Genomic DNA, 22669 nt, shown 5'->3' on the forward strand with positions numbered 1-22669 from the left:
CTCCTTGTTGTTTTCTACTCAAAACCAGCCCAAACGCAAAGCTGGGGTCAGACCCGGCGGGGGAATACGCTCCAGTGGGGCGTATTCCGATCACGCAGTGACTGCCCCCTAAAAGTTAACCGCTGTTGCGCAGGCCCGCCGCAATGCCATTGATCGACAAATGAATCCCCGTGCGCGCCGCAGCATCCTGCTTACCTTCCCGGAAACGTTTCAGCAGCTCCACCTGCACGTGGTTGAGCGGGTCGATGTAGGGGAAACGGTTGCGTATCGAGCGCTGCATCAGCGGGTTGGCTTGCTGCAACTCTTCCTGGCCCGTGATCAGCTTCAAGGCGTCCAGTGTGGCCGCGTATTCGGTGCGGATGCGTGTAAAGATGGCGTCGCGCAGGGCCTTGTCCTTGACGAGCTCCGCATACTTGCCGGCGATGGCGATGTCGCTCTTGGCCAGCACCATATCCATGTTCGACAGCAGGGAAGTGAAGAAGGGCCAGTCCGTGTACATGCCGCGCAGCACGTCCGCCCCGCAGGTGGGATGGGCGGCCAGGTAGGCTTGCACGGCGGAACCAAAACCGAACCAGCCCGGCAGCATCAAGCGGCATTGCGCCCAGCTCAACACCCAGGGAATGGCGCGCAAATCCTCGATCGAGGTCGATTTCTTGCGCGAGGCGGGACGGCTGCCGATGTTCAGCGCGGCAATCTCCGCGATCACCGTCGATTCCCAGAAGTACTGTTCGAAGCCGTCCGTGCCGTAGACGAGGTCGCGGTAGGCGTTCAGGGCCGTGCCGGACAGCTCTTCCATCGCGGCCAGGTGGCCCGCGCCGGCCGAGGCCTTCGGCTGCAGCTGCGCCTGCGGCAGCAGGGTCGACTGGATGGTGGCGGCCACCAGCACTTCCAGGTTGCGGCGCCCTACTTCCGGGTTCGCATACTTGGCCGTGATAACTTCGCCCTGCTCCGTCAAACGGATCTGCCCCTGCACGGCACCTGCCGGCTGGGCCAGGATGGCTTCGTAGCTGGGGCCGCCGCCGCGTCCGACGGAACCGCCGCGGCCGTGGAACAAACGCAGCTTGATCTGATATTCCTTGAACACCGTCACCAGCTCGATCTCGGCCTTGTAGAGTTCCCAGCCGGAGGTCAAGAAGCCGCCGTCCTTGTTGCTGTCGGAATAACCGAGCATGACTTCCTGCTGGTCCGCGCGCGACGCCAGCAAGCCCCGGTAAAACGGCAAGCCGAAGGCGCGCGCCATGATGGCGGGGCCGGCGCGCAAGTCGTCAATGGTTTCGAACAGGGGAATGATGTTAACGTCCACTTCGCGGCTGTCCTGGCGCAGCAAACCCACTTCTTTCAGCAGCAAGGCCACTTCCAGCAAGTCCGACACGCTGGCAGCCTTCGAGATGATGCAGTTCGGCACCGATTCCTTGCCATATTTGACGTGGGCTTGGCGCACGGCGCGGAAGATGTCGAGTTCGGACGTCGTTTCTTCCGAATACTGCGCATACGGCGACGTCAGCAGGCGTGGCGACTCCAGCTCGGCCAGCAGCAAGCTGATGCGCTGCTCTTCATCGAGGTCCAGGTAGACGAGGCCCGGCTGGGCGCCGGCGAACAGTTCGCCCACGACGCGCTCGTGCACATCGGAATTCTGGCGCAAGTCCAGCGGCGCCAGCGAAAAGCCGAAGACCTTGACGGCGCGGCGCAGCTGGCGCAAACGGCCCCGTGCCAGCGCGCGCAAGCCATTGCTGACGAGCGAATGCTGGACCACGTCCAGGTCGGCCAGCAGCTCGGCGGCCGCAGCATATGGCTGCACGCCGTCCGCTTGCTTGCCCTTGCCAGAGAGCACCACGCGCGTCGCATCGAGGCGCGCATGGATGCCATGCAGGGCGCGGCGGTACGGTTCGTCGACCCGGTGCGGCGACGCATCGGCCGAGCGCTCGGCCAGCGCGCGCAGCGGCTCGCTGCAGGCGTTCAGGATTTGCGCCAGCGACAGTTGCGAAGCGAGCTTGCGCAATTCGCCGAGGTAAAAGTCGAGCACCTTGTCGGCTTGCGTCTGCAGGGTGCTGCGCAGGATGTCGGCCGTGACGAAGGGATTGCCGTCGCGGTCGCCGCCTATCCAGCTGCCGACTTTCATGAAATTAGGCAATTCCGCATCTTCCCAACGGGCATCGCGCTGGGCCAGCATGGTTTCCAGCGAGGAATACAGTTTCGGCAATTCGCGCAAGATCGTGTGGTCGTAGAACGACAGGCCGTTGGCTACTTCATCCATGACGGACAGCTTGCTCGTGCGCAACAGTCGCGTTTGCCACAGGGTCACGATGCCGCGGCCCAGCGCTTCTTCGTTCTGCTCCGATTCTTCCGGTGTCATTTGCACACGGTCGCGCTCACTCAACAGGCGCGCGATGGCCATCTGGCAATTCTGGATGCTCTTGCGCTGCACTTCCGTCGGGTGCGCCGTGAACACGGGGCTAACAAACGCATCTTCAAAGAACGTTTCCAGCGCATCGGCCTTGCCCGCGTCAAACACGTTGCCGACGGCATGGCTGAGACTGCCCTGGCGCGGCGGCGAACCGGCGATCAAATGGGCGCGCGTGCGGCGGATATGGTGTTGATCTTCCGCAATGTTAGCCAGCAGCGAGAAATAGCTGAAGGCGCGCGTCAATTGCGTGGTTTCTTCCTGCGACAGCGCTTGCAGCGCGTCCGACAGCTGCGCGCGCGCCGCTTCATCATTGTCGCGGCGAAAACGAATGGCCAGCTGGCGCACATGTTCGATGCGCTCGAAGGCGGGGTCGCCCAGGTGGTTGCGGATGGCGTCGCCCAGCAGACGGCCCAGCTGGCGGATATCGCTGCTCAGCAGCTCGTCTTTCACTTCATTCATTTGCATGGTATGTATTTCCTGGGGCGGCCACGGCGGCACCGCACAGATTGCGTAGTACGCGCTTCCCGGCCGGGAAACGCCCATCATCCGATTTTTGTAGTAAATTTACCTTATTGCTTCACCATCCTCTTGATTTTCATCAATAAAATCCATGCTCAAAGGGCCGACAAGGGCCTGCAAGCTATTTACCAGGGCAACAATATGAAAATTTACTACGCATTTAAGCGAAAGGCAATCAACTTTTGTCTTTCGAGGATCAAAAGTGACGGCGCAACACACAGGGCCGGCGCTCTCCTGTATGCTGCGGATGAAACAAGGATGTAATCCACATCTTATGAACGATGCCCATGCGACTGACTGCCTACACTGACTACACCCTGCGCACCCTGATGTACCTGGGCGTGCACCGCGACCGCCTTGTCACCATCCAGGACATCGCCGACCTGCATGCTATTTCCAAGAATCACCTGATGAAGGTGGTGCACCAGCTGGGCCTGTCGGGCATCGTGGAAACCGTGCGTGGGAGGAATGGCGGCCTGCGCCTGGCGCGCGACCCGGCCGAGATCAATATCGGCACCGTCGTACGCGAAACGGAAAATGACTTTTTTATGGCGGAATGTTTTAACAAGGAAAACAACACCTGCCCGCTGACGCCCGATTGCCTGCTGAAAGCCAAGCTGGGCCAGGCCACGGCAGCCTTCCTGGCCGTGCTTGACACGGTGACCCTGGCATCGATACTCGAAGCGACGCCGGGCGCGCCGGCGCTGGCGGCGGGGGTGATTCCCCTGCGCGTGGCCAAATAAGCGCGTGCCACAAACAACAATGCCCGGCGAACCGGGCATTGTTTCCTGCAGTAGCTACCTAAAAAACATCAATGCGCGCTGGCGCCTGCCGCGCCGATGCCCGTTTCCGAACGCATTTGCTGCGCTTCGTAGCCGGCGCGGTCGATGCGCGCGCGCGGGCTCTTGTCGAGCACCGAGAACAGCCAGATGCCGACGAAGCCCGCCGTCATCGAGAACAGCGCCGGCGAAGCGTACGGGAACAGCGCTTCGCCATGACCGAGCACGTCGACCCACACGGACTTCGACACCACCGTCAGGGCGACGGCCGTGATCAAGCCCAGGAAGCCGCCGATGGTGGCGCCCCGCGTGGTGCAGTCTTTCCACAGCACCGACATGAACAGGACGGGGAAGTTGGCCGAAGCGGCAATGGCGAAGGCCAGCGAGACCATGAAGGCGATGTTCTGCTTTTCAAAGGCGATGCCCAGCACCACGGCGATGATGCCCAGCACGATCGTCGTTACGCGCGACACCTTCAATTCGTTGGCGCCCGTGGCCTTGCCCTTCTTGATGACGGTGGCATACAGGTCGTGCGACACAGCCGATGCGCCCGACAGGGTCAGACCGGCCACGACGGCCAGGATGGTGGCAAACGCGACCGCCGACATGAAGCCCAGGAAGACGTTGCCGCCCACGGCCTTGGCCAGGTGCACGGCCGCCATGTTGTTACCACCCAGCAATTTGCCGGCCGCATCCTTGAACTCGGGATTGGTGCTGACCAGCACGATGGCGCCAAAGCCGATGATGAAGGTCAGAATGTAGAAATAGGCGATCCAGGTGGTGGCCCAGAACACGGACTTGCGCGCTTCCTTGGCGCTCGGCACCGTGAAGAAACGCATCAGGATGTGCGGCAGGCCTGCCGTACCGAACATCAGCGCCATGCCGAACGAGATGGCCGAGATCGGGTCCTTGATGAAGGAACCGGGGCCCATGATGGCTTCCTTGGTGGCATGCACGTCCACGGACTTGGCGAACAGCGCTTCCGGGCTGAAGTTGAACTGCGCCAGCACGGCCACGGCCATGAAGGTAGCGCCGCCCAGCAGCATCACGGCCTTGATGATCTGCACCCAGGTGGTGGCCGTCATGCCGCCGAACAGCACGTAGATCATCATCAAGGTACCGACCAGGACGACGGCGATCCAGTATTCGAGGCCGAACAGCAGCTTGATCAGCTGGCCCGCGCCCACCATCTGCGCGATCAGGTAAAACGCCACCACGACGAGGGTGCCGGAGGCCGAGAAAATACGGATCGGCGCCTGCTTGAAGCGGTAGGCGGCCACGTCGGCAAACGTGTAGCGGCCCAGGTTGCGCAGGCGCTCGGCCATCAAAAAGGTGATGACGGGCCAGCCGACGAGAAAGCCGATGGCGTAGATCAGGCCGTCATAGCCGTTCAAAAAAACAGCGGCGGAAATGCCGAGAAACGATGCGGCCGACATATAGTCGCCCGCGATGGCCAGGCCGTTCTGGAAGCCCGTGATGCCGCCGCCCGCCGTGTAGAAATCGGAAGCCGACTTGGTCTTCTTGGCCGCCCATTTGGTGACGAACAGGGTAAAGATGACGAAGACGGCGAACATGATGATCGCCGTCCAGTTGGTCGGCTGCTTGACTGCCTGGCCCAGGTCGGCGCCGGCTGCGAACGCGGCATTGCTGGCCCCCAGCAAGGCCAGCGCGATCAGGCCGGCCACGCCGCGCAGCGCATGCTTGGCGGCGCTCATGCCTGCACCCGTGCCTGGATGGCGCTGGTCAGGTCGTCGAATTGCTTGTTGGCGCGGCGCACGTAGATGCCCGTGATCACCACGGTAAACACGATGACGAACAGGCCGATCGGCATGCCCCAGGTCATCACGCCCGTGCCCGTTTTGGCAGCAAGAAATTCCTTGTCGAACGCGATGAGCAGGATGTAGCCGTAGTACACCAGCATCATCAGGCCCGTCAGGGCCCAGCCGAAGCGCGAGCGCACCTTGACCAGCCGATGATAATTGGGGTCGGTCTTGAGTTTTTGTACCAGATCGTCATGCATGGTGTTGCCTCCGTTATGTAAAAAACTGCTCTTTTCTTTTCGAGCTTGCACTCACGATACGGCGCGAGGCTTACCCGCCCCTTACGGCGGCGGTTTTTTCTCGCAGGGGCAACACAAGGCAGTAGAAATCAGTTCAAGGCGGCTGCCGGTCCGAAGAATTCATGGTGCGTCTGCCGTTCCGGCACGCCCAGTTCGCGCAGGTATTGCTTGACGGCCCGCATGAACGGCTGCGGCCCCAGGAAGTAGGCGTCGACGTCGCGCGAGGCCGGCAGCCAGCGATTCAACTGCTCTTTATTCAGCAAGCCGACGGCGTCCGGGGCATCTTGCTCGCCGACATGTTCCGCGTAGCAGTAATAGCGCTGCAGCTGCGGGTGCTGCGCGGCCAGTTCGTCGATCTGCGCGCGGAATGCATGCACGCCGTGGTGGCGCGCCGCGTGGATGAAATGCACGGGACGCGTGCCGCGCAGGGCCGCGGTCAGCATGGCCAGGGTCGGCGTGATGCCCACGCCGCCGCTGATCAGCACCAGCGGCTTGTCGCTCTCGGTCAGGACGAAGTCGCCCGAGGGCGGCGTCAGCTGCACCGTGTCGCCCGCCTGCACGTGGTCATGGAAGAAATTCGACACCTTGCCGCCCTCTTCGCGCTTGACGCTGATGCGGTAGGTCTGGCCATTGCTGGCGGCGGACAACGAGTACTGGCGGCGCATGGGCACGCCATCGACGTTGACCAGCACGCCGATGTATTGACCCGGCGCAAAGTCGAGCACGGGCTGGCCATTGGCGGGCGCCAGCAGGAAGGACGTGATCTCGCCGCTTTCCACCGTCTTGCTGCGCACGGTAAAGTCGCGTGCGCCGCTCCATCCGCCCGGCGCGGCCGCTTGCGCCTTGTAGATGCGCCCTTCCTCACCGGCCAGGATATCGGCCAGCTGGCCGTAGGCCGCGCCCCAGGCGTCGATGACGGCGTCGCTGGCCACCTCTTCGCCCAACACTTCACGGATCGCCTGCAGCAGGCTGGCGCCCACCAGCGGATAGTGCTCGGCGCGGATCTGCAGGGCCACGTGCTTGTTGACGATGGTGGCCACCAGGTCGCCCAGCGCGGCAAGCTGATCGATATGTTTGGCATACATCAGCACGCCATTGGCCAGCGCGCGCTGCTGGTCGCCGCTGTGCTGGTGCGCCTGGTTAAAGTACGGCAGCACTTCGGGATGGTCGCGGAACAGATTCTTGTAAAAATGACGGGTCAGCGCTTCGCCGCCCTGCTCGAGGATGGGGACGGTGGCCGTGATGATGGCGCGTTGTTCTTGGGTCAGCATGTGGAATTCCTTTAGATAGATGAGCAGGCGGTTTTCAGGCCAGTGATTCGATGGCGGGATAAAGATCGTGGTCTTCGCGGCGCATGCGCTGGAACAGTGCATGCAGCACGGTATTGGCTTCGCTGCGGAAGGCTTCCGGCTCGGCTGCCAGGCGCACGGGCGTATTCCAGCGGCCGGCGAAATCGAGATAGGCGCCGGCGATGCCGTGCATCTCGTGTTCGTACTGGCGCCCCAGCTGGGCCACCGTGGCCACGCCGGACGCCTGCGCGGCCGGATACAGGTAGCGCTGCTCGACGGCCAGGTGCAGCTTGATCAAGCCGCTCATGGCGACGATCTGTTCGGCGATGGCCTGCGCCTGCGCGGCAACGCCGCCGCGCGCCAGCCGGCGCAAGTCATCGATGGCGGCCAAGATGGCCAGGTGCTGCTGTTTGAATTTGTCGATATTCATGGCGTGATTCTCTTGTTGAGTGCTGCCAGTGTAGCGGAATCCCCTTAAACATGCAAATCAAATACATCTTTAATAGTCCAGGTGAAGACGTCAATGTTTCCGCCAGGAATGTGCATCGACATGCGCCACTATGTGCGGCACAGAACACAAGCTACGGCCATGTCTGCCTATAATTTATTCATCACAGCGCGTGCCCGTTTGCGGCCGTGCCGCACCCTCCACTCCAGCGAAGGATCAGCATGAACATCAAGACGGGCATGGGCCAGGCGCAACAACTGGCCGGCATCATCAACGAACACCACACGGAACTGCTGGATGGCTGGACGGCCGGCCTGATCGCCCGCCTGGTGCGGCGCGACAAGATCGCCGAAAACGAGCTGCGCCAGCAGGCATCGCAATTCTTGCCGCTGCTGGCGGGCGCGCTGGAAAGCGGCGACTCGTTCGACATCGAAGGCGGCGCCTGGGACGACACGCGCCAGCTGCTCGCCGAAATATCGCAGTCGCGCGTGCGCCAGGGCTATTCACCGATCGACACGGCCAGCTTCATGTTCGCCCTCAAGGAACCGCTGTTCGCCTACCTGCGCAAGGCAATCACGGCGCAGCCGGAGCAGCTGGGCGACGCCATCGTCAGCACCAGCAAATTGTTCGACGAGCTGGGCCTGCTGACCATCGCCGTCTACCAGAAGGCGCGCGAACAGGTGATATTGCGCCAGCAGCAGGAATTGCTGGAGCTGTCCACGCCCGTGGTGCAGCTGTGGCAAAACGTGCTGGCCCTGCCCCTGATCGGCACCCTCGACAGCGCCCGCACGCAGGTGGTGATGGAAAGCCTGCTGCAAAAGATCGTCGATACGGGCGCCCTGATCGCCATCATCGACATCACGGGCGTGCCCACCGTCGACACCCTGGTGGCGCAGCACCTCCTGAAGACCATCGCCGCCGCGCGCCTGATGGGCGCCGACTGCATCATCAGCGGCATCCGCCCGCAGATCGCGCAAACCATCGTGCACCTGGGCGTCAACCTAGAAGACGTGATGACCAAGGCCACCCTGGCCGACGCCTTCGTCGTGGCCCTGAAACGCACGGGTTCCAGCATCACCTACCAGCAGCAACAACACTGAGGCGCCTATGGAAAGAATCCCCATTTTACGCATGGGCCGGCTGTTGCTGGTGACGATACAGGTGGACATGCATGACCGCCTGGCGATGACCCTGCAGGACGACCTGACCACCCGCATCGTGACGGACCGCGCCACGGGCGTGCTGATCGACATTTCCGCGCTCGACATCGTCGACTCCTTCATCGGCCGCATGATCAGCAACACGGCGGCGATGGCGAAAATCCTCGACGCGCGCACCGTCGTCGTCGGCATGCAGCCGGCCGTCGCCATCACCCTGGTGGAACTGGGGCTGACCCTGGAAGGCGTGAGCACGGCGCTCAACGTGGAGCTGGGAATCAAGCTGCTGGAACGGGGCGGCGCATGCGCATGACGGGGGCGCCATGCTAGGCGCGCAGGCACAGGAGCGGGCGCAGCCGGGGGCGCAACAGATCCTGCCCCTGCATAACGACGAAGACGTCGTGCGCTTGCGCAAGCAGGTGCGCGACAGCATGGTCGCCATGGGTTTTGGCCTGATCGAACAGACCAAGATCATCACGGCGGCCAGCGAACTGGCGCGCAACACCCTGCGCTACGGCGGCGGCGGCGAAGCGCGCATCGCGCGCGTCTGCGATGGCGCGCGCCAGGGACTGGAACTGCGCTTTGTCGACGCGGGACCGGGCATTGACGATATTCCCCTGGCGCTGACCGATGGCTATACCAGCGGCGGCGGGCTGGGACTGGGGCTGGGCGGCGCCAAGCGCCTGGCCGACGCATTTCACATCGACACGGCGCCCGGCGCGGGCACCACCGTCACCATCGCGAAATGGAAGCTGTTTTGAACCACCAGGAACCACAGCCTGACATTCTCAGGCAAAGAAGTTTTCCCATCGGCGAACCGAGCGAGATCGCCGCGGCCCGCCGCGCCGGCAACGAACTGGCGCGCCGCATCGGCTTCGACGACGTGCGCACGGGCCAGCTGGCCATCATCATCAGCGAGGCGGCCACCAATATCGTCAAGCATGCGCAGCGCGGCGAGATCCTGCTGCGCAAGGTGCTGCGCGGCGGCACCAGCGGCATCGAAGTGCTGGCCATCGACAACGGTCCCGGCATGGCCAATGTGCGCCAGCACATGCAGGATGGCCATTCCACCACGGGCACCTACGGCGTGGGGCTGGGCGCCATACGCCGCCTGAGCCAGGAATTCGACCTGTACACGGGGCCCGGCAAGGGCACGGTGCTGATGATGGTGGTATGGGGACCCAACGCCAGCAGCGCCATTCCCGCCCATCCGAACTGGCGCATCGGCGCCGTGTGCCTGCCGCTGGCCTCGGAACAAGTGTGCGGCGACGCGTGGAACGTCGTGTGCGAAGGCCATGAACTGAGCCTGATGGTGGCCGATGGCCTGGGCCACGGACCGCTGGCGGCGCGCGCGTCGGAGCGCGCCAGCGCCCTGCTGGAACACGACACGCCCGGCCTGCCGCCCCTGCCCGCCCCCTTCATCGAACTGGCCCACGGCGCGCTGCGCACCACGCGCGGCGCGGCCATGGCGGTGGCGCATATCGACAGCGCGCGCCGCGAATTGCGCTATGCCGGCGTGGGCAACATCGCCGCCTGCGCCTTCGACGCGCAGCAGCGCCGGCATTTGCTGTCGCATAACGGCATCGTCGGCAGCAATCTGCGCAAGGTGCAGGAATTCTGCTATCCGTGGCAGCTGGGCACCACCCTGATCATGCACTCGGACGGCTTGCACACGCGCTGGGACCTGGAACAGTATCCGGGCCTGGCGCAATGCCACCCCAGCCTGATCGCCGCCGTGCTGTACCGCGATTTTTCGCGCGGGCGCGACGACGTTACGGTGGTGGTGCTGCGCGAACATGAGGAACATCAGGCTGTAACAGCAGAAACAGCAGAAAGGACAGGTGGGGCATGACGCAACGCATATTGACAGCCCATATCGGCAGCGAACTCGATGTGGTGGGGGCGCGCCAGCGCGCGCGGCAGATCGCCGCCCTGTGCGGCTTCGGCGTGCAGGACCAGGTGCGCATCGCCACGGCCGTGTCGGAACTGGCGCGCAACGTCTACAACTACGCGGGCAGCGGCAAGGTGCATTTCGCCATCGATGGCCAGACGGCGCCGCAGGTGCTCAGCATCCGCATCGAGGACCAGGGTCCCGGCATCGCGCAGCTCGACCGGATACTGGCCGGCACCTACCGCTCGCCTACGGGCATGGGCCTGGGCATCCTGGGCGCGCAGCGCCTGATGGACCACTGCCATATCCACAGCGCGCCCGGCGACGGCACGCAAATCACGCTGCACAAGCTGTTCCCGCGCGACGCGCCCCTGCTCGACGGGCAAAGCATCGGCGCCCTGTCCGGCAGCCTGCAGGCGCTGCCGTCGGATATCACGCTGTCCGAGGTGCAGCAGCAGAACCGCGAACTGCTGAGCACCCTGGCCGAACTGAAGACGCGCCAGGACGATTTGCTGCAACTGACGCGCGAACTGGAAGACACCAACCGGGGCGTAGTGGCGCTGTTCGCGGAACTCGATGAAAAAGCCGACCACCTGCGCCGCGCCGACCAGATGAAGTCGCGCTTCCTGTCGAACATGAGCCATGAATTCCGCACCCCGCTCAGCTCCATCCGCGCCCTGTCCAAGCTGCTGCTCGACCGCATCGACGGCGAACTGTCGGAGGAACAGGAAAAGCAGGTGCTGTTCATCCTGCAAAGCGCCGTCAGCCTGAGCGACCTGGTGAACGACCTGCTGGACCTGGCCAAGATCGAAGCGGGCAAGGTCGACGTGCACGCCAACAGCTTCCAGGTGGCCGACCTGTTCAGCGCCCTGCGCGGCATGCTGCGACCGCTGCTGGTGTCCGATACGCTCACGCTCACCTTCATCGACCCCGACCCGGCGCTGCAGATCCATACGGATGAAGGCAAGCTGTCGCAAATCCTGCGCAACTTCATCTCCAACGCGCTCAAGTTCACGGAGGCGGGTGCCATCGTCGTCAGCGCCACGCCCTTGCCGGAGCAGGACGCCATCCGCTTTTCCGTCTCCGACACGGGCCTGGGCATCGATGCCGAAGACGTGCAGCTGATCTTCGAGGAATTCAGCCAGGTGGAAAACCACATGCAGCGCAAGGTCAAGGGCACGGGTCTGGGCCTGCCCCTGTGCCGCAACCTGGCCACCCTGCTCAATGGCACGGTGTCCGTGGACAGCACGCCGGGCCACGGTTCGCTGTTTTCCGTGGTCCTGCCCACCAGCTACCATGCGCCCGAAGGCAGCCTGCCGCCGAGCGCGCCGGCCAACGACAATGGCAACGACCAGCGCATCGGCGTGCTGGTGGTGGAAGACAATCCGCCCGTGCGCCTGCTGTATGAAAAATTTTTGGCCGGCAGCGAATTTCGCGTCGTCCCCGCGCGCAGCGTGCGCGAGGCGCAGGAACGCTGGGAACAGCAGCGACCCGCCGCCGTCATCCTCGACATCCTGCTGCACGGCGAAACGGCCTGGCACTGGCTGGCCGAACTGAAAAACGACCCGCTGCGGCGCCAGGTGCCCGTCATCGTCGCCACCGAGATCGACGACGTGCGCAAGGGACTGGCCCTGGGCGCCGATGCCTATTACGTCAAGCCGCTGTCGCGCCAGCAATTGCTGGCGACCCTGCGCGCGCTGATCGGCAACCAACATCACCGGCAAGAGCCGGTTCCGCCGCAAGGCACAACCACCTGGGACAATGCGCATGCTACCGGATAACAACAGCGATGCTCTGATCCTGAACGTCGATGACAGCGATGGCGCACGCTACGCCAAATCGCGCATCCTCAAACGCGCCGGCTTCAAAGTCATCGAAGCCTCGAACGGGGGCGACGCACTGCTGCGCGCGCGCCAGGACCGCCCTAACCTGATCCTGCTCGACGTCAAGCTGCCCGACATCAACGGCCTGGAAGTGTGCCGCCAACTGAAGGGCGGTGCCGAGACGAACACCATTCTGGTGCTGCAGACGTCTGCCTCGTGCATCGGCACGGCCGACAAGATCCGCGCCCTCGATGGCGGCGCCGACAATTACCTGGTCGAACCGATCGAGGCCGATGAACTGATCGCCAACGTCAAGGCGCTGCTGCGCCTGGGCCGGGTCGAGCGCGCGCTGCGCGACGTGGACCGCCGCAAGGATGAATTCCTGGCCACCCTGGCCCACGAATTGCGCAATCCGCTGGGCCCCATCCGCACGGCGCTGGCCCTGCTGTGCAAGCTCGACCCCGTCGTGCCGGCCGTGCAGGACAATGCGCGCCGCACCATCGGCCGCCATACGGACCACCTGGTGCGCCTGGTGGACGACCTGCTCGACGTGTCGCGCATTTCGCAGGGCAAGATCTCGCTGCAATGGGAAAGCGTGAGCCTGCCCAGCGTCATCCGCAGCGCGCTGGAAACGAGTTCGCACAGCATCGAGGCGCGCGGTCATGCGCTCGACGTGCATCTGCCCAAGGAAGAACTGTGGGTCTGCGGCGACGCCGTGCGCCTGTCGCAGATCGTCGCCAACCTGCTGCTCAACGCGGCCAAGTTCACGGCGCCGGGCGGGCGCATCGCCATTTCCGCCGCGCGCGAAGGCGACAACGTGCGCATCCGCCTGAGCGACAACGGCATCGGCATCGCCGCCGCCAGCATCGACAGCATCTTCGGCCTGTTCGAGCAGAGCGGCCATTCGCCCGACCGGGTGCAGGACGGCCTGGGCATCGGCCTGTCGCTGGTGCGCAACCTGGTGACCTTGCACGGCGGCCAGGTCAGCGTGCATAGCCCCGGCGTGGGACTGGGCAGCACCTTCGAAGTGATGCTGCCCCTCGACGCCAACGTGCCCGTGGCCGCCGCCGCGCCGGCGCGCGAGGAGGCCAGCGGCGGCAGCCAGCGCATCCTCGTGGTCGACGACAACTGCGATGCGGCCGATACCCTGGCCGAATTGCTGGAAATGTACGGCCACACGGTGCGCACGGCTTACACGGGCGCGCAAGCGACCGAGCGCACCCTGGAATTCAAGCCCGACATCGTCTTTCTCGACATCGGCCTGCCCGACATGAGCGGCTACGACGTGGCCGGCAAGCTGCGCCAGCTGCCGATACCGCAGCAATTCCAGCTCGTGGCGCTGACCGGCTATGGCCAGGAACACGACCGCCAGGCGGCCCTGCAGGCCGGGTTCAACGAGCACTTCGCCAAGCCTGTCGATTTCGGCAAGCTGGCCATGCTGGGGCTGCATATCACGCCATGAGCGCAGCATGAGCGGGGTGGCCGGCTGCCGGTTGCCGAGGCGTCGGCTATAATCGGCGGCCGGCGATGGCGCCGCATCGCATCCGCCGCGCCGGGTACCCCACCATTGGAACGATCACATGAAAACCCGCACGCCGCTGCTGCGCATCACCATGATACTGGGCGCCCTGCATGCCCTGCTGGGCTGGCTGCTGCTGCCCGCGCTGCCCGTCGGCCTGGCCGGTTGGCTGCTGGGCGGTGCCGTCCTGCTGGCCTCGACCATGCTCATGCCGATGACCATCTTCGCCCGCGCCGTCACCAACGATGCGCGCCTGGCCGACCGTTTGAGCTGGGCCGGCTCGCTGTGCATGGGCTTTTTTTCTTCGCTGTTCGTGCTCACCGTGCTGCGCGAACTGCTGATGCTGATCCCCGCCACCCGCCCGCATGCGCAGGCCTCCGCCGTGGCGGCGCTAGCCCTGGCGCTGCTGGCCACCGTCGTCGGTTTCATCAACGCCCGCCGTGTGGCGCGCGTGCGCGAAGTCTCGGTGCCGATTACCGGCTTGCCGGCCGCCCTGCAAGGTTTTAGCATCGTGCAGCTGAGCGACATCCACGTAGGCGCCACCATCAAGCGCGCCTATGTGGACGCCATCGTCGCGCGCGCCAACGGCCTGCAAGCGGACCTCATCGCCATCACGGGCGACGTGGTCGACGGCACGGTGGCGCAACTGGGCAGCCATACGGCGCCGCTGGGCGAGCTCCGGGCGCGCCACGGCGTCTTTCTCGTCACAGGCAACCACGAATACTATTCGGGCGCCGCGCCATGGGTGGCGGAATTTCGCCGCCTGGGCTTGCGCGTGCTGATGAACGAACATGCGGTGCTCGAGCACGACGGCGCGCGCCTGGCGCTGGCCGGCGTCACCGATTTCAATGCCGGCGCCTTCGATCCGGATCAACGCAGCGACCCGCAGGGCGCCATCGCCGGCGCACCGGCCGATATCCCCCGCATCCTGCTGGCGCACCAGCCGCGCAGCGCGCCCGAGGCGGAAGCGGCCGGCTACGACCTGCAATTGTCGGGCCACACCCACGGGGGCCAGTTCTGGCCATGGAATCTGTTCGTGCCGCTGCAGCAGCCTTACGTGGCGGGCCTGCACCGGCAAGGCCGCCTGTGGATTTATGTCAGCCGCGGCACGGGATACTGGGGTCCGCCCAAGCGCATCGGCGCGCCGGCGGAGATTACGCTGTTGCGGCTGGTGGCGGCGTAGAACCTAGTCGGCCCAGCTGGCCATCCACGCCTCGAAACGCGCCACCACGGCCGGCGGATTCAAACGCGCCAGCGCGCCTTCCACCGGCTCGCTGTCGCTGACCTCGAACAGCAGCACGGTTTGATTGCGCTGCGCGCCCGTACCAAAACAGCCTTCGGCGTCGAGCTGCGCCAGCGCCGCGATACAGGCGTCGAACACGCCGGCGCGGAAGGTGGCGAATGCGACGTCGAACGGCAAGCCACGGTGCGCCTGCAGCAGCAAACGGTAGGCGCTGTCGAAGTAGGCGCCGCCGTCGTCAAACGCCCATTCGGCCGGGTTCCACAGCATCTCTTCGCCGTATTCCGAGGCGACCAGCGCTTCGCTGCTGTTCGCCATGCAGCCTATCGTCATGGCGCTGTCGTCGCTGACCAGCGCGAAAGCGTCGATGTGCTGATCCGGATGCACACGGCGCACGCAGTCGAAAGCCAGGCGCGCGGCCTGCGCCACCAGGGTTTGCAGCAACGCGAAATCGAAGACGGCCGGGTCGATGACCATGGCGCGCGCCAAGATATAGCCATCGGCCAGCGCCGCCTCGCCATGCGCCACGTACGCGGCCTGCGCCTCGGCTTCGCTGGCGTAGTCCTTGCGCGTCTCCGCACCCCAGGTCATGGCCGCGCCGGCGGCCGTCCAGACGGTCGTGCCGAAAACGCGCGCTTCCTGGAAGTGGGCCGGCTGATCGCCGTCGAAGGTATAAAACAGGTTGTAGTTGCTATGCATGGAAAATGTTGATTGCTTAATCGGGTCGTATCTGCGCGGCGAAATCGCGCTGGCGGAACTGCTCCAGCAAGAAATCGACGAAGACGCGCGTCTTTGCGGGCAGCAGCTTCTTGCTCGCATAGTACACGGACAGGGGGCCGGAATCGGCATGCCAGCCGGGCAGCAGGCGGATCAACGCGCCGCTGCGCAAATGGGCCAGCGCGTGCGGCATGGGCAGCAGCGCCACGCCGACACCCTGGATGGCCGCCTGCGCCATCGCTTCCGGATCGTCGAAGATGGCGCGCGGCCGGCATTCGGCCACGCCTTCGCCGCCAGAACCATCGCGCAATATCCAGCTGCGCAATCTGCCGCTGCCGGCCGAGCGGCGCGCCACGCCGTCGAATTGCGCCAGGTCCGAAGGATGCGCGGGCATGCGTTTCCCCTGCATGAAGGCGGGCGACGCCGTGGCGACGACGTGGGCGTGACCCAGTTCGCGCGCCACCACGCCGGGCGTCAGCTCGATGCCGCCGCCGATGGCGACATCGAAACCTTCGCCGATCAAGTCCACTTGCCGGTTGTCGAAATGGCAGTCGGGGATGACGCCCGGGTAGCGCGCGATGAAGTCGCCCAGCAGGGGCACCACATAGCTGCGCCCGAACGACGGCGCCATGCTGATTTTCAGGATGCCGGCCGGCTGGCCGCCCTCTTCCGCCACGCCGGCGATCGCCTCGCGCAAGGTGGACAAGGCGCCTCCGATCTGCTGCAGGAAGCGTTCGCCCCCTTCCGTCAGGGTCAGGCGGCGCGTGCTGCGCTGGAACAGGCGCAGTCCCAGGCTCGCTTCCAGCCGCGCCACGTTCTTGCTGACGGCCGCCGGCGTCAGCCCAAGGCGGCGCGCAGCCGCCGAAAAGCTGCCCAGCTCGGCAGACAGCACAAACGATTGCAAGTGATTGAGGGCATCCATGCGCCTATTCTACCCGCTCATTTGATCGTTTTAGTTGAAAGTGATTGTAGCGATTCATGGCTAGCGCGGCAGGAATGAAACATAGATACTGAATTCCTCGACTCCTCACACAGAAAGCCCGTCATGCAAACCCAAACCAACAATACCCAGTCACTGCTGAACAAGATCGCCTTTGTGACGGGCGGCTCGCGCGGCATCGGCGCGGCCATCGTGCGCCGCCTGGCCAGCCAGGGCGCCAATGTCATCTTCACCTATCAAAGCTCGGCCGCCGAAGCGCAGGCGCTGGCCGCCAAGGTGGAAGCGGCCGGCGGCAAGGCGCTGGGCGTGCAGGCCGATGCGGCCGACGCCGCAGCCCTGACGGCGGCCATCGACCAGGTGGCGGCGCAATTTGGGCGTATCGATATCCTCGTCAACAACGCGGGCGTATTCCTGCCCGGCGCCATCGATGATTTTTCGCTGGCGGACTTCGACAAGACGATTGCCGTCAACGTGCGCGCCGTGTTCGTGGCCATCAAGGCGGCCGTGGCGCACATGCAGACGGGCGGGCGCATCATCAATATCGGCAGCACGAATGCGCACCGCATGCCGTTCGGCGGCGCGGCCGCCTACGCCATGAGCAAATCGGCGCTGAGCGGCCTGACGCAAGGCCTGTCGCGCGACCTGGGACCGCGCGGCATCACCATCAACAACGTGGAACCGGGCCCCGTCGCCACCGACATGAACCCGCCCACGGGCGACTTCGCCGACCTGATGCACGGCCTGATGGCCCTGCCCCGCCACGGCACGGCCGATGAAATCGCCGGCATGGTGGCTTACCTGGCCAGCGACGAAGCGGCGTTCGTCACGGGCGCGGGGCTGAAGATCGACGGGGGTTTTGCCGCCTGATCCAGCCCGAACATCAGCGAACGGTGTGCCGCCACGCCCGCCATGGCGCCGTCGGCCACCGCGAACGCCACGCTGCCGGCCATGCGGCCCGCGTCACCGCAGCAAAAGACGCCGGGCACGCTGCTGGCCTTTTGCTCGTCGGTGCGCACGAACGGACCCATGGCGCCCTCTTCCAGCGCGCAGCCCAGCGTCACAGCCAGGGAACTGGCCAGGCGGGTGCGGGTGGCCACGAACAGGCCGGCCATCGCATGGCGGCTGCCGTCGGCCATGACCACGTCGGCCACGCCGTCAATCCGCGCCACGGGCGTGCGCAGCACCGTCACGCCGCGCGCGCCCAGTTGCGCCAGCTGCGCCGCATCGGGCTCGAACGCGCCATTCAGGAAAAAAGTGACCGTGCCCCAGTCGGGCAGCATCAGCGCATGGTGCATGGACAGGGGCCCGGTGGCCAGCACACCGATGGCGCCCTGCTCCAATTCATAGCCGTGGCAATAAGGGCAGTGAAAGACGCTGCCGCCCCAGCGCTCGGACAAGCCATCGACGGGCGGCAGCTCGTCGATCACGCCGGTGGCCAGCACCAGGCGGCGGCCGTGAACGACATTGCCGTCCGCCAGGGTCACGTCGAAGCCATCGCGGCTGGCTGCCGCCAGCACTGCCGTGCCGTCCAGCCAGGTGACGGTGGCATACGCCAGCAGCTGCGCCTTGCCCTCGGCGGCGATGGCGGCCGTCCCGCTGCCGTCCTGGGTCAGGAAACCGTGGGAGTGGCTGGCGTAGCGGTTGCGGCGCTGGCCGCCGTCGATCACCAGCACGCGGAGGCGCGCGCGCGCCAGTTGCGTGGCGGCGGACAGGCCGGCGTAGCTGCCGCCGACGATGATGGCGTCAAAGATGTGCATGGGGTGCTCCTCGGTGGATGGCATATTGTTGGCTGAAACGGCCGGCCAGGTCGGCCAGGGTAACGGCGCCGAAGCGCCGGATCAGCAGCGCCTCGGCTTCATCGAAGGCGCCGGCCAGCGACTGGTTGACTACCTGCTCCACCAGGCAGCCCGGCTGGTCGACACGGTTTCCCATGGCGAAGATGGTGGGCGAACCGACGGCCACGTAGATGTCTTGCAGGGTCACCCTGTGCAGATCGCAGACGATGCGCCAGCCGCCGCCATGCCCCTTGCCCGAGGCCACGTAGCCGCGCTCGCGCAAGCCGGCCATCACGCGCCGCACCAGCACGGGGTTGGTGTCCAGGCAGCCGGCGAGTTCCTCGGACGTCATCGGGCGTCCCGCGTGGGCCATGTGCAGCAGCACATGGAGGATCGATGATAGTTTGCTGTCGCGTCTCATGTAACTAATCATAGTACATAATGTCCGCATATGCAAACGAGTTGCAAAATCCTGCGAAAAAAAAAGGGGTCAGACCCTGTCGGGTCTGACCCCAGCCTTTGCTTCAGGGGGATTTTTTAAGCTGCTGATGTTTCCTTGCGCCGCCGTCCCCGCCACCACAGCAGCAAGGCCAGCAGCACCAGCACGGCGACGATGATGCCGGCGCGGGCCAGGCCGATCAGGTTCGACGGCACGCCACCATTGCGCAGGGTCGTCACCTGTTCCGCCGTCACCTTGACGTCAGGGTTGCCATACATCTTTTGCACGTAATTGCCGAGGGTGACGATCTGCTCATCCGACAGGGTCTGGCGGAAGGCTGGCATCAGGTGTCCCGCAGTATGATTACCCTTGCCATCCTGCCGCTCCACCCCATCGAGGATCGCCATCACCAGGTTGTTGCTGTTGCTGCGGCCCGTCACCGAGTTGTGGAACAAGGGCGGCAAGCTGCCGTCGAAACTGCCCTCGCCCTTCGCCTGGTGGCAGCTGGCGCACTGCGCATCGTACAGCTGCGCACCCGACATCCTGTTCAGGTTTTGCGGCAGCGCCACGCCGCGGATCGCATTGAGCTCATCGCCCGCCTGGCCCCATTGCGTCACCGGTTTCGTATCCGCCTTGTCGCGGATGGCGGGCACGCTCTTGATGTAATGCGCGATGGCGTCCAAATCCGCGTCGCTCAGGTGCTTCAGGCTATGGTCGATGGCTTCGGCCATCGGTCCGGCTGCCTGCCCCCGGTGCGCGGCGCGGCCCGTGCGCAGGTAATCGGCCAGGTCCTGCTGGCTCCAGCTGCCGATGCCGCTGTTGGCGTCCGAGGTGATGTTCGGCGCAAACCAGGTACCCAGATCAAAGCCCCCCAGCTCTTTCGACAGCTGCTCGGCCATCAGCGCGTTGCGCGGCGTGTGGCAGGTGCTGCAGTGGGCCAGCCCTTGCGCCAGGTAGGCGCCGCGGTTCCACTCCATGCTCTTGGCCGCATCGGCCACGAACGGCTTCTTGTCGAGGAAGAGCCAATTCCAGCCCGTCATCGACAGGCGGATGTTGAACGGGAACGGCAAGTCCGTCTTTTGCGCTGGCGCCGTGTCCACCGCCGCCACGCCATGCATGAAGTAGGCGTACAGGGCGGCCGTGTCGTCATCCGTCACCCTGGCGTAGGCCGTGTAGGGCATGGCCGGGTACAGGTGCGCGCCGTCGGCCCGCACGCCATGGCGCACGGCGTCGGAAAACTGCTTGAGCGTGTAGTTGCCGATGCCATGCGTTGTCGACGGCGTGATGTTGGTGGCGACGATGGCCCCCAGCGGCGTGGCCAGGGACAGTCCGCCCGCCATCGGCTTGCCGCCCGGGACGCTGTGGCAGGCGATGCAGTCGCCCGCCGTCGCCAGGTAGCGGCCGCGCTCGATGGCCTGCACGTCGGCGCCAGGGGCGTTCGCCGCCAGCACGGGCAAGGCCAGTGCCAGCAAGGCGGCGCCGGCCGCCGTTCTGAAGGTCGCCATCATGCGGTTCCTCCCTGTTGTTCGTCGAGGATATGCTTGACGGTGCGCAGTGCCACGGCCAGGCCGTTTTCCGTCGAATTGCAGGTGCCGGACGTGGGCAGCACGCCGGTGCTGCACAGGAACAGGTTGGCATGATCAAATGTGCGGCCCCACTGGTCGCACACGGCCTTGGCCGGATCGGAACCCATCGACAGGGTGCCGCAGATGTGCTGGTTGTTGGCGAACACGCCTTCCTTGCTGTGGCGCAGATTGGTGCCGCCCATCAGTTTGGCGATCTGCTCGAAATCCTGCTTCGAGCGCTCGTGGCCCCGTTTCGTGTACTCGTCGATCGCATAATGCGCCTGCGGCTTGGGGATGCCCATGGCATCCTTTTCGCCGCTGAGGGCGATGCGGTTTTCCGGGTTCGGCAGCACTTCCAGCACGTTTTTCAGGCTCATTTCGCGCGCCGAGCGGAAACGCAGCTGCTGTTCGAATTCCGCGCCAAACACGCCCTTGCCGATCAACTCCCTGGTCGCGCCATCCACGCGCGAGATGTTCGTGAAGTCCAGGCGGTATGGCGAATGTTCGCTGCGGAAGTCGCCGTCGCGCATGGTGTTGATGGAATTGGGACTTTGCGGGCCCCGGCCCAGCCACAGGTCTTCATCGGCGTCGAAGGTGATCGAGGTGCTCGGGTGGTCCATCAGGTTGCGGCCCACCATGTCGCTGCTGTTCGCCAGGCCGTTCGGGTACTTGTCCGTGGCGGAAACGAGCAGCAAACGGGGGCTTTCGATGCCGTTGGCGGCCAGAATGAAGGTCCGGGCCGTGACCCGGTGACTTTTTTTATCCACGTCGTAGTACAGGGCAGCCGTGATGCGGCCCTGCGCGTCGTGTTCCAGCTTGTAGACGTTGGCGTTGCAGACGATGTTCACGCCCGCGTCTTCCGCCTGCTGCGCGGCGATGCCGCCGTGGTATTGCGCGTCGATGGGGCAGATCGGCTGGCAGCTGTTGTTGCCGCAGCAGGCCGGGCGGCCATCGTAGCTGACGCTGTTGCGCGCCACCGTGTTGCCGACCACCTTGAACGACGGGTCGAGGCGTTCGCGGATGCGGCGCATGGCGTACGGCTCCGTCACGGGATCCATCGGGAATGGCTGCTTGCGCGGCGAACCCGTATTCTCGGCACCCGAGACGCCCATGATCTCTTCCGCTTCCTGGTAGAACGGCTCCAGGTCTTCGTAGCTGATGGGCCAGTCGACGCCCACGCCATACAAGGTATGGATGCGGAAATCGTTCGGCACGTTACGCCACGCCTGCGCGGCCCAGTGCCACGAGGTGCCGCCGAACTGGCGGATGTACTCTGCCGGGTACGGGTACGGGCCCGCCTGCACCAGGTAGCCGTTATCCTTCGGCTGGTAGATCGGGTGCGGCGCCGTGGCCACCGACGGATACGGCGACATCCAGTCGCTGCGGCGCGTCGTGTTGCGGAAACGGGCGACGATTTCGCCGCGCGACACGCGCGGGCCCGCTTCCAGGATCAGCACCGAGGCGCCGGCCAGCGCCAGCTTGCGCGCGGCCAGCGAGCCGATGATGCCGGAGCCGATGACGAGGTAATCGGCGGAGAGTTCTTCAGCCATGATGGCTCCTTAAATGGGTTTTCTGGCCCAGCTGCCGTAGGCGCCGTAGGAATACGTGGGGGGCTTGAGCACGTCGGCCACGACGGCCGCGTTCAGCGCCTGCTCGTAGGCGACGCAGACGGCCGCCTCGCCCGTGCCGACGATGCCCAGGTACCAGGCGCTGGCGATCTGGCGCGGCAGGGCCGCCAGCGGCGACAGTGCCGGGTCGAGCGCATCGAGCGCTTCCTGCAGGCCGGCCGCCTGCAAGCCCTGCGCATTGATCAGGGCCAGCAAGGCACGCACATTCGCGGGGAAGGCAGCGTCCTGCGCCACCAACGCGTCATACAGGCGCCGGGCCAGCACGGGATCGAGCACCTGGCGCCCGACCAGCATGGCCGACACGCCCAGGAAGGCGCCCTGCTCCGCACTGGCGACCGGTTCGGCCAGCGCCCAGGGAATCAGCGCCGCGGCCGAAGCCGACAGCAAGCCGGCCAGCACCATGCGGCGGCCGGGATTCAGGGGGCCGCGGCCCTCCTTGTTATGTGTAGCGTCCAATTGAAGCTCCCGTGAGTTCAG

Annotated in this window: 21 protein-coding genes; 9 read left to right on the forward strand and 12 right to left on the reverse strand. The window is 65.1% G+C overall.

Annotation, left to right across the window (positions count from 1 at the left end; all coding sequences use genetic code 11):
- Positions 1-115 precede the first annotated feature (115 nt).
- Complete coding sequence (ppc, locus tag CSQ95_RS10255; protein WP_218963597.1) at positions 116-2869, reverse strand: phosphoenolpyruvate carboxylase; 2754 nt, start codon at positions 2867-2869, stop codon at positions 116-118.
- A gap of 341 nt (positions 2870-3210) precedes the next feature.
- Between ppc and CSQ95_RS10265 the strand changes: the two genes are divergently transcribed.
- Positions 3211-3666 (forward strand): Rrf2 family transcriptional regulator, encoded by a 456-nt coding sequence (locus CSQ95_RS10265; protein WP_070291511.1) that lies wholly within the window; start codon positions 3211-3213, stop codon positions 3664-3666.
- A gap of 68 nt (positions 3667-3734) precedes the next feature.
- Here the strand turns inward: CSQ95_RS10265 and CSQ95_RS10270 are convergent, their stop codons facing one another.
- The 4 genes from CSQ95_RS10270 to CSQ95_RS10285 all read right to left on the reverse strand — a co-directional run bounded on the left by CSQ95_RS10270 (position 3735) and on the right by CSQ95_RS10285 (position 7480).
- Positions 3735-5417 (reverse strand): cation acetate symporter, encoded by a 1683-nt coding sequence (locus CSQ95_RS10270; protein WP_180279014.1) that lies wholly within the window; start codon positions 5415-5417, stop codon positions 3735-3737.
- Positions 5414-5722 carry a DUF485 domain-containing protein gene (locus tag CSQ95_RS10275; protein ID WP_099409414.1) on the reverse strand — a complete coding sequence of 103 codons (309 nt, stop codon included), beginning with the start codon at positions 5720-5722 and terminating at the stop codon, positions 5414-5416. The genes CSQ95_RS10270 and CSQ95_RS10275 overlap by 4 nt, the downstream gene beginning before the upstream one ends.
- 128 nt (positions 5723-5850) lie before the next feature.
- A complete protein-coding gene (gene hmpA, locus CSQ95_RS10280) occupies positions 5851-7032 on the reverse strand; it encodes an NO-inducible flavohemoprotein (protein ID WP_099409415.1) in 1182 nt (393 codons plus the stop codon).
- Between the two features lie 34 nt (positions 7033-7066).
- Positions 7067-7480, reverse strand: coding sequence for a hemerythrin domain-containing protein (locus tag CSQ95_RS10285; protein ID WP_099409416.1), 414 nt, complete (start codon positions 7478-7480; stop codon positions 7067-7069).
- A 239-nt stretch (positions 7481-7719) separates the two neighbouring features.
- Here CSQ95_RS10285 and CSQ95_RS10290 point away from each other — a divergent pair, with 239 nt between their 5' ends.
- The 7 genes from CSQ95_RS10290 (at position 7720) to CSQ95_RS10320 (ending at position 15071) form a co-directional block, all read left to right on the forward strand.
- A complete protein-coding gene (locus tag CSQ95_RS10290; protein WP_257218012.1) occupies positions 7720-8598 on the forward strand; it encodes an STAS domain-containing protein in 879 nt (292 codons plus the stop codon).
- Between the two features lie 7 nt (positions 8599-8605).
- Positions 8606-8968, forward strand: coding sequence for an STAS domain-containing protein (locus CSQ95_RS10295; protein ID WP_034785745.1), 363 nt, complete (start codon positions 8606-8608; stop codon positions 8966-8968).
- A 10-nt stretch (positions 8969-8978) separates the two neighbouring features.
- A complete protein-coding gene (locus CSQ95_RS10300; RefSeq protein WP_070310644.1) occupies positions 8979-9416 on the forward strand; it encodes an ATP-binding protein in 438 nt (145 codons plus the stop codon).
- Positions 9413-10507: an ATP-binding SpoIIE family protein phosphatase gene (locus tag CSQ95_RS10305; RefSeq protein ID WP_257218013.1), complete on the forward strand. Its 1095-nt coding sequence runs from the start codon at positions 9413-9415 to the stop codon at positions 10505-10507. The genes CSQ95_RS10300 and CSQ95_RS10305 overlap by 4 nt, the downstream gene beginning before the upstream one ends.
- Positions 10504-12327, forward strand: a complete 1824-nt coding sequence (locus CSQ95_RS10310; protein ID WP_099409418.1) for an ATP-binding protein — start codon at positions 10504-10506, stop codon at positions 12325-12327. Before CSQ95_RS10305 ends, CSQ95_RS10310 begins: the two co-directional genes overlap by 4 nt.
- Positions 12314-13831, forward strand: a complete 1518-nt coding sequence (locus CSQ95_RS10315; RefSeq protein WP_099409544.1) for a response regulator — start codon at positions 12314-12316, stop codon at positions 13829-13831. Before CSQ95_RS10310 ends, CSQ95_RS10315 begins: the two co-directional genes overlap by 14 nt.
- Before the next feature lie 118 nt (positions 13832-13949).
- Positions 13950-15071: a metallophosphoesterase gene (locus CSQ95_RS10320; protein WP_099409419.1), complete on the forward strand. Its 1122-nt coding sequence runs from the start codon at positions 13950-13952 to the stop codon at positions 15069-15071.
- A 3-nt stretch (positions 15072-15074) separates the two neighbouring features.
- On the opposite strand, the gene CSQ95_RS10325 is transcribed toward CSQ95_RS10320, so the two are convergent.
- Both CSQ95_RS10325 and CSQ95_RS10330 read right to left on the reverse strand, forming a co-directional pair.
- Positions 15075-15827 (reverse strand): DUF4303 domain-containing protein, encoded by a 753-nt coding sequence (locus tag CSQ95_RS10325; protein WP_180279015.1) that lies wholly within the window; start codon positions 15825-15827, stop codon positions 15075-15077.
- Positions 15828-15843: 16 nt separating this feature from the next.
- A complete protein-coding gene (locus CSQ95_RS10330) occupies positions 15844-16767 on the reverse strand; it encodes a LysR family transcriptional regulator (RefSeq protein ID WP_099409421.1) in 924 nt (307 codons plus the stop codon).
- A 123-nt stretch (positions 16768-16890) separates the two neighbouring features.
- Here CSQ95_RS10330 and CSQ95_RS10335 point away from each other — a divergent pair, with 123 nt between their 5' ends.
- Positions 16891-17652, forward strand: a complete 762-nt coding sequence (locus CSQ95_RS10335) for an SDR family oxidoreductase (RefSeq protein ID WP_099409422.1) — start codon at positions 16891-16893, stop codon at positions 17650-17652.
- Here the strand turns inward: CSQ95_RS10335 and CSQ95_RS10340 are convergent.
- From CSQ95_RS10340 to CSQ95_RS10360, 5 genes are all read right to left on the reverse strand, one after another.
- Positions 17580-18542: an NAD(P)/FAD-dependent oxidoreductase gene (locus tag CSQ95_RS10340; RefSeq protein ID WP_180279016.1), complete on the reverse strand. Its 963-nt coding sequence runs from the start codon at positions 18540-18542 to the stop codon at positions 17580-17582. The genes CSQ95_RS10335 and CSQ95_RS10340 overlap by 73 nt on opposite strands.
- Positions 18529-18981, reverse strand: coding sequence for an Rrf2 family transcriptional regulator (locus tag CSQ95_RS10345; RefSeq protein ID WP_099409424.1), 453 nt, complete (start codon positions 18979-18981; stop codon positions 18529-18531). Before CSQ95_RS10345 ends, CSQ95_RS10340 begins: the two co-directional genes overlap by 14 nt.
- Before the next feature lie 116 nt (positions 18982-19097).
- On the reverse strand, positions 19098-20507 hold the full coding sequence (locus tag CSQ95_RS10350) for a cytochrome c (protein WP_099409425.1): 1410 nt from the start codon (positions 20505-20507) through the stop codon (positions 19098-19100).
- Positions 20504-22114, reverse strand: a complete 1611-nt coding sequence (locus CSQ95_RS10355; RefSeq protein WP_099409426.1) for a GMC family oxidoreductase — start codon at positions 22112-22114, stop codon at positions 20504-20506. The genes CSQ95_RS10350 and CSQ95_RS10355 overlap by 4 nt, the downstream gene beginning before the upstream one ends.
- 9 nt (positions 22115-22123) lie before the next feature.
- On the reverse strand, positions 22124-22648 hold the full coding sequence (locus tag CSQ95_RS10360) for a sorbitol dehydrogenase family protein (RefSeq protein WP_240453642.1): 525 nt from the start codon (positions 22646-22648) through the stop codon (positions 22124-22126).
- Positions 22649-22669: the final 21 nt, after the last annotated feature.

The organism is Janthinobacterium sp. BJB304 (genome assembly GCF_002735765.1).
GTDB lineage: Bacteria > Pseudomonadota > Gammaproteobacteria > Burkholderiales > Burkholderiaceae_D > Janthinobacterium.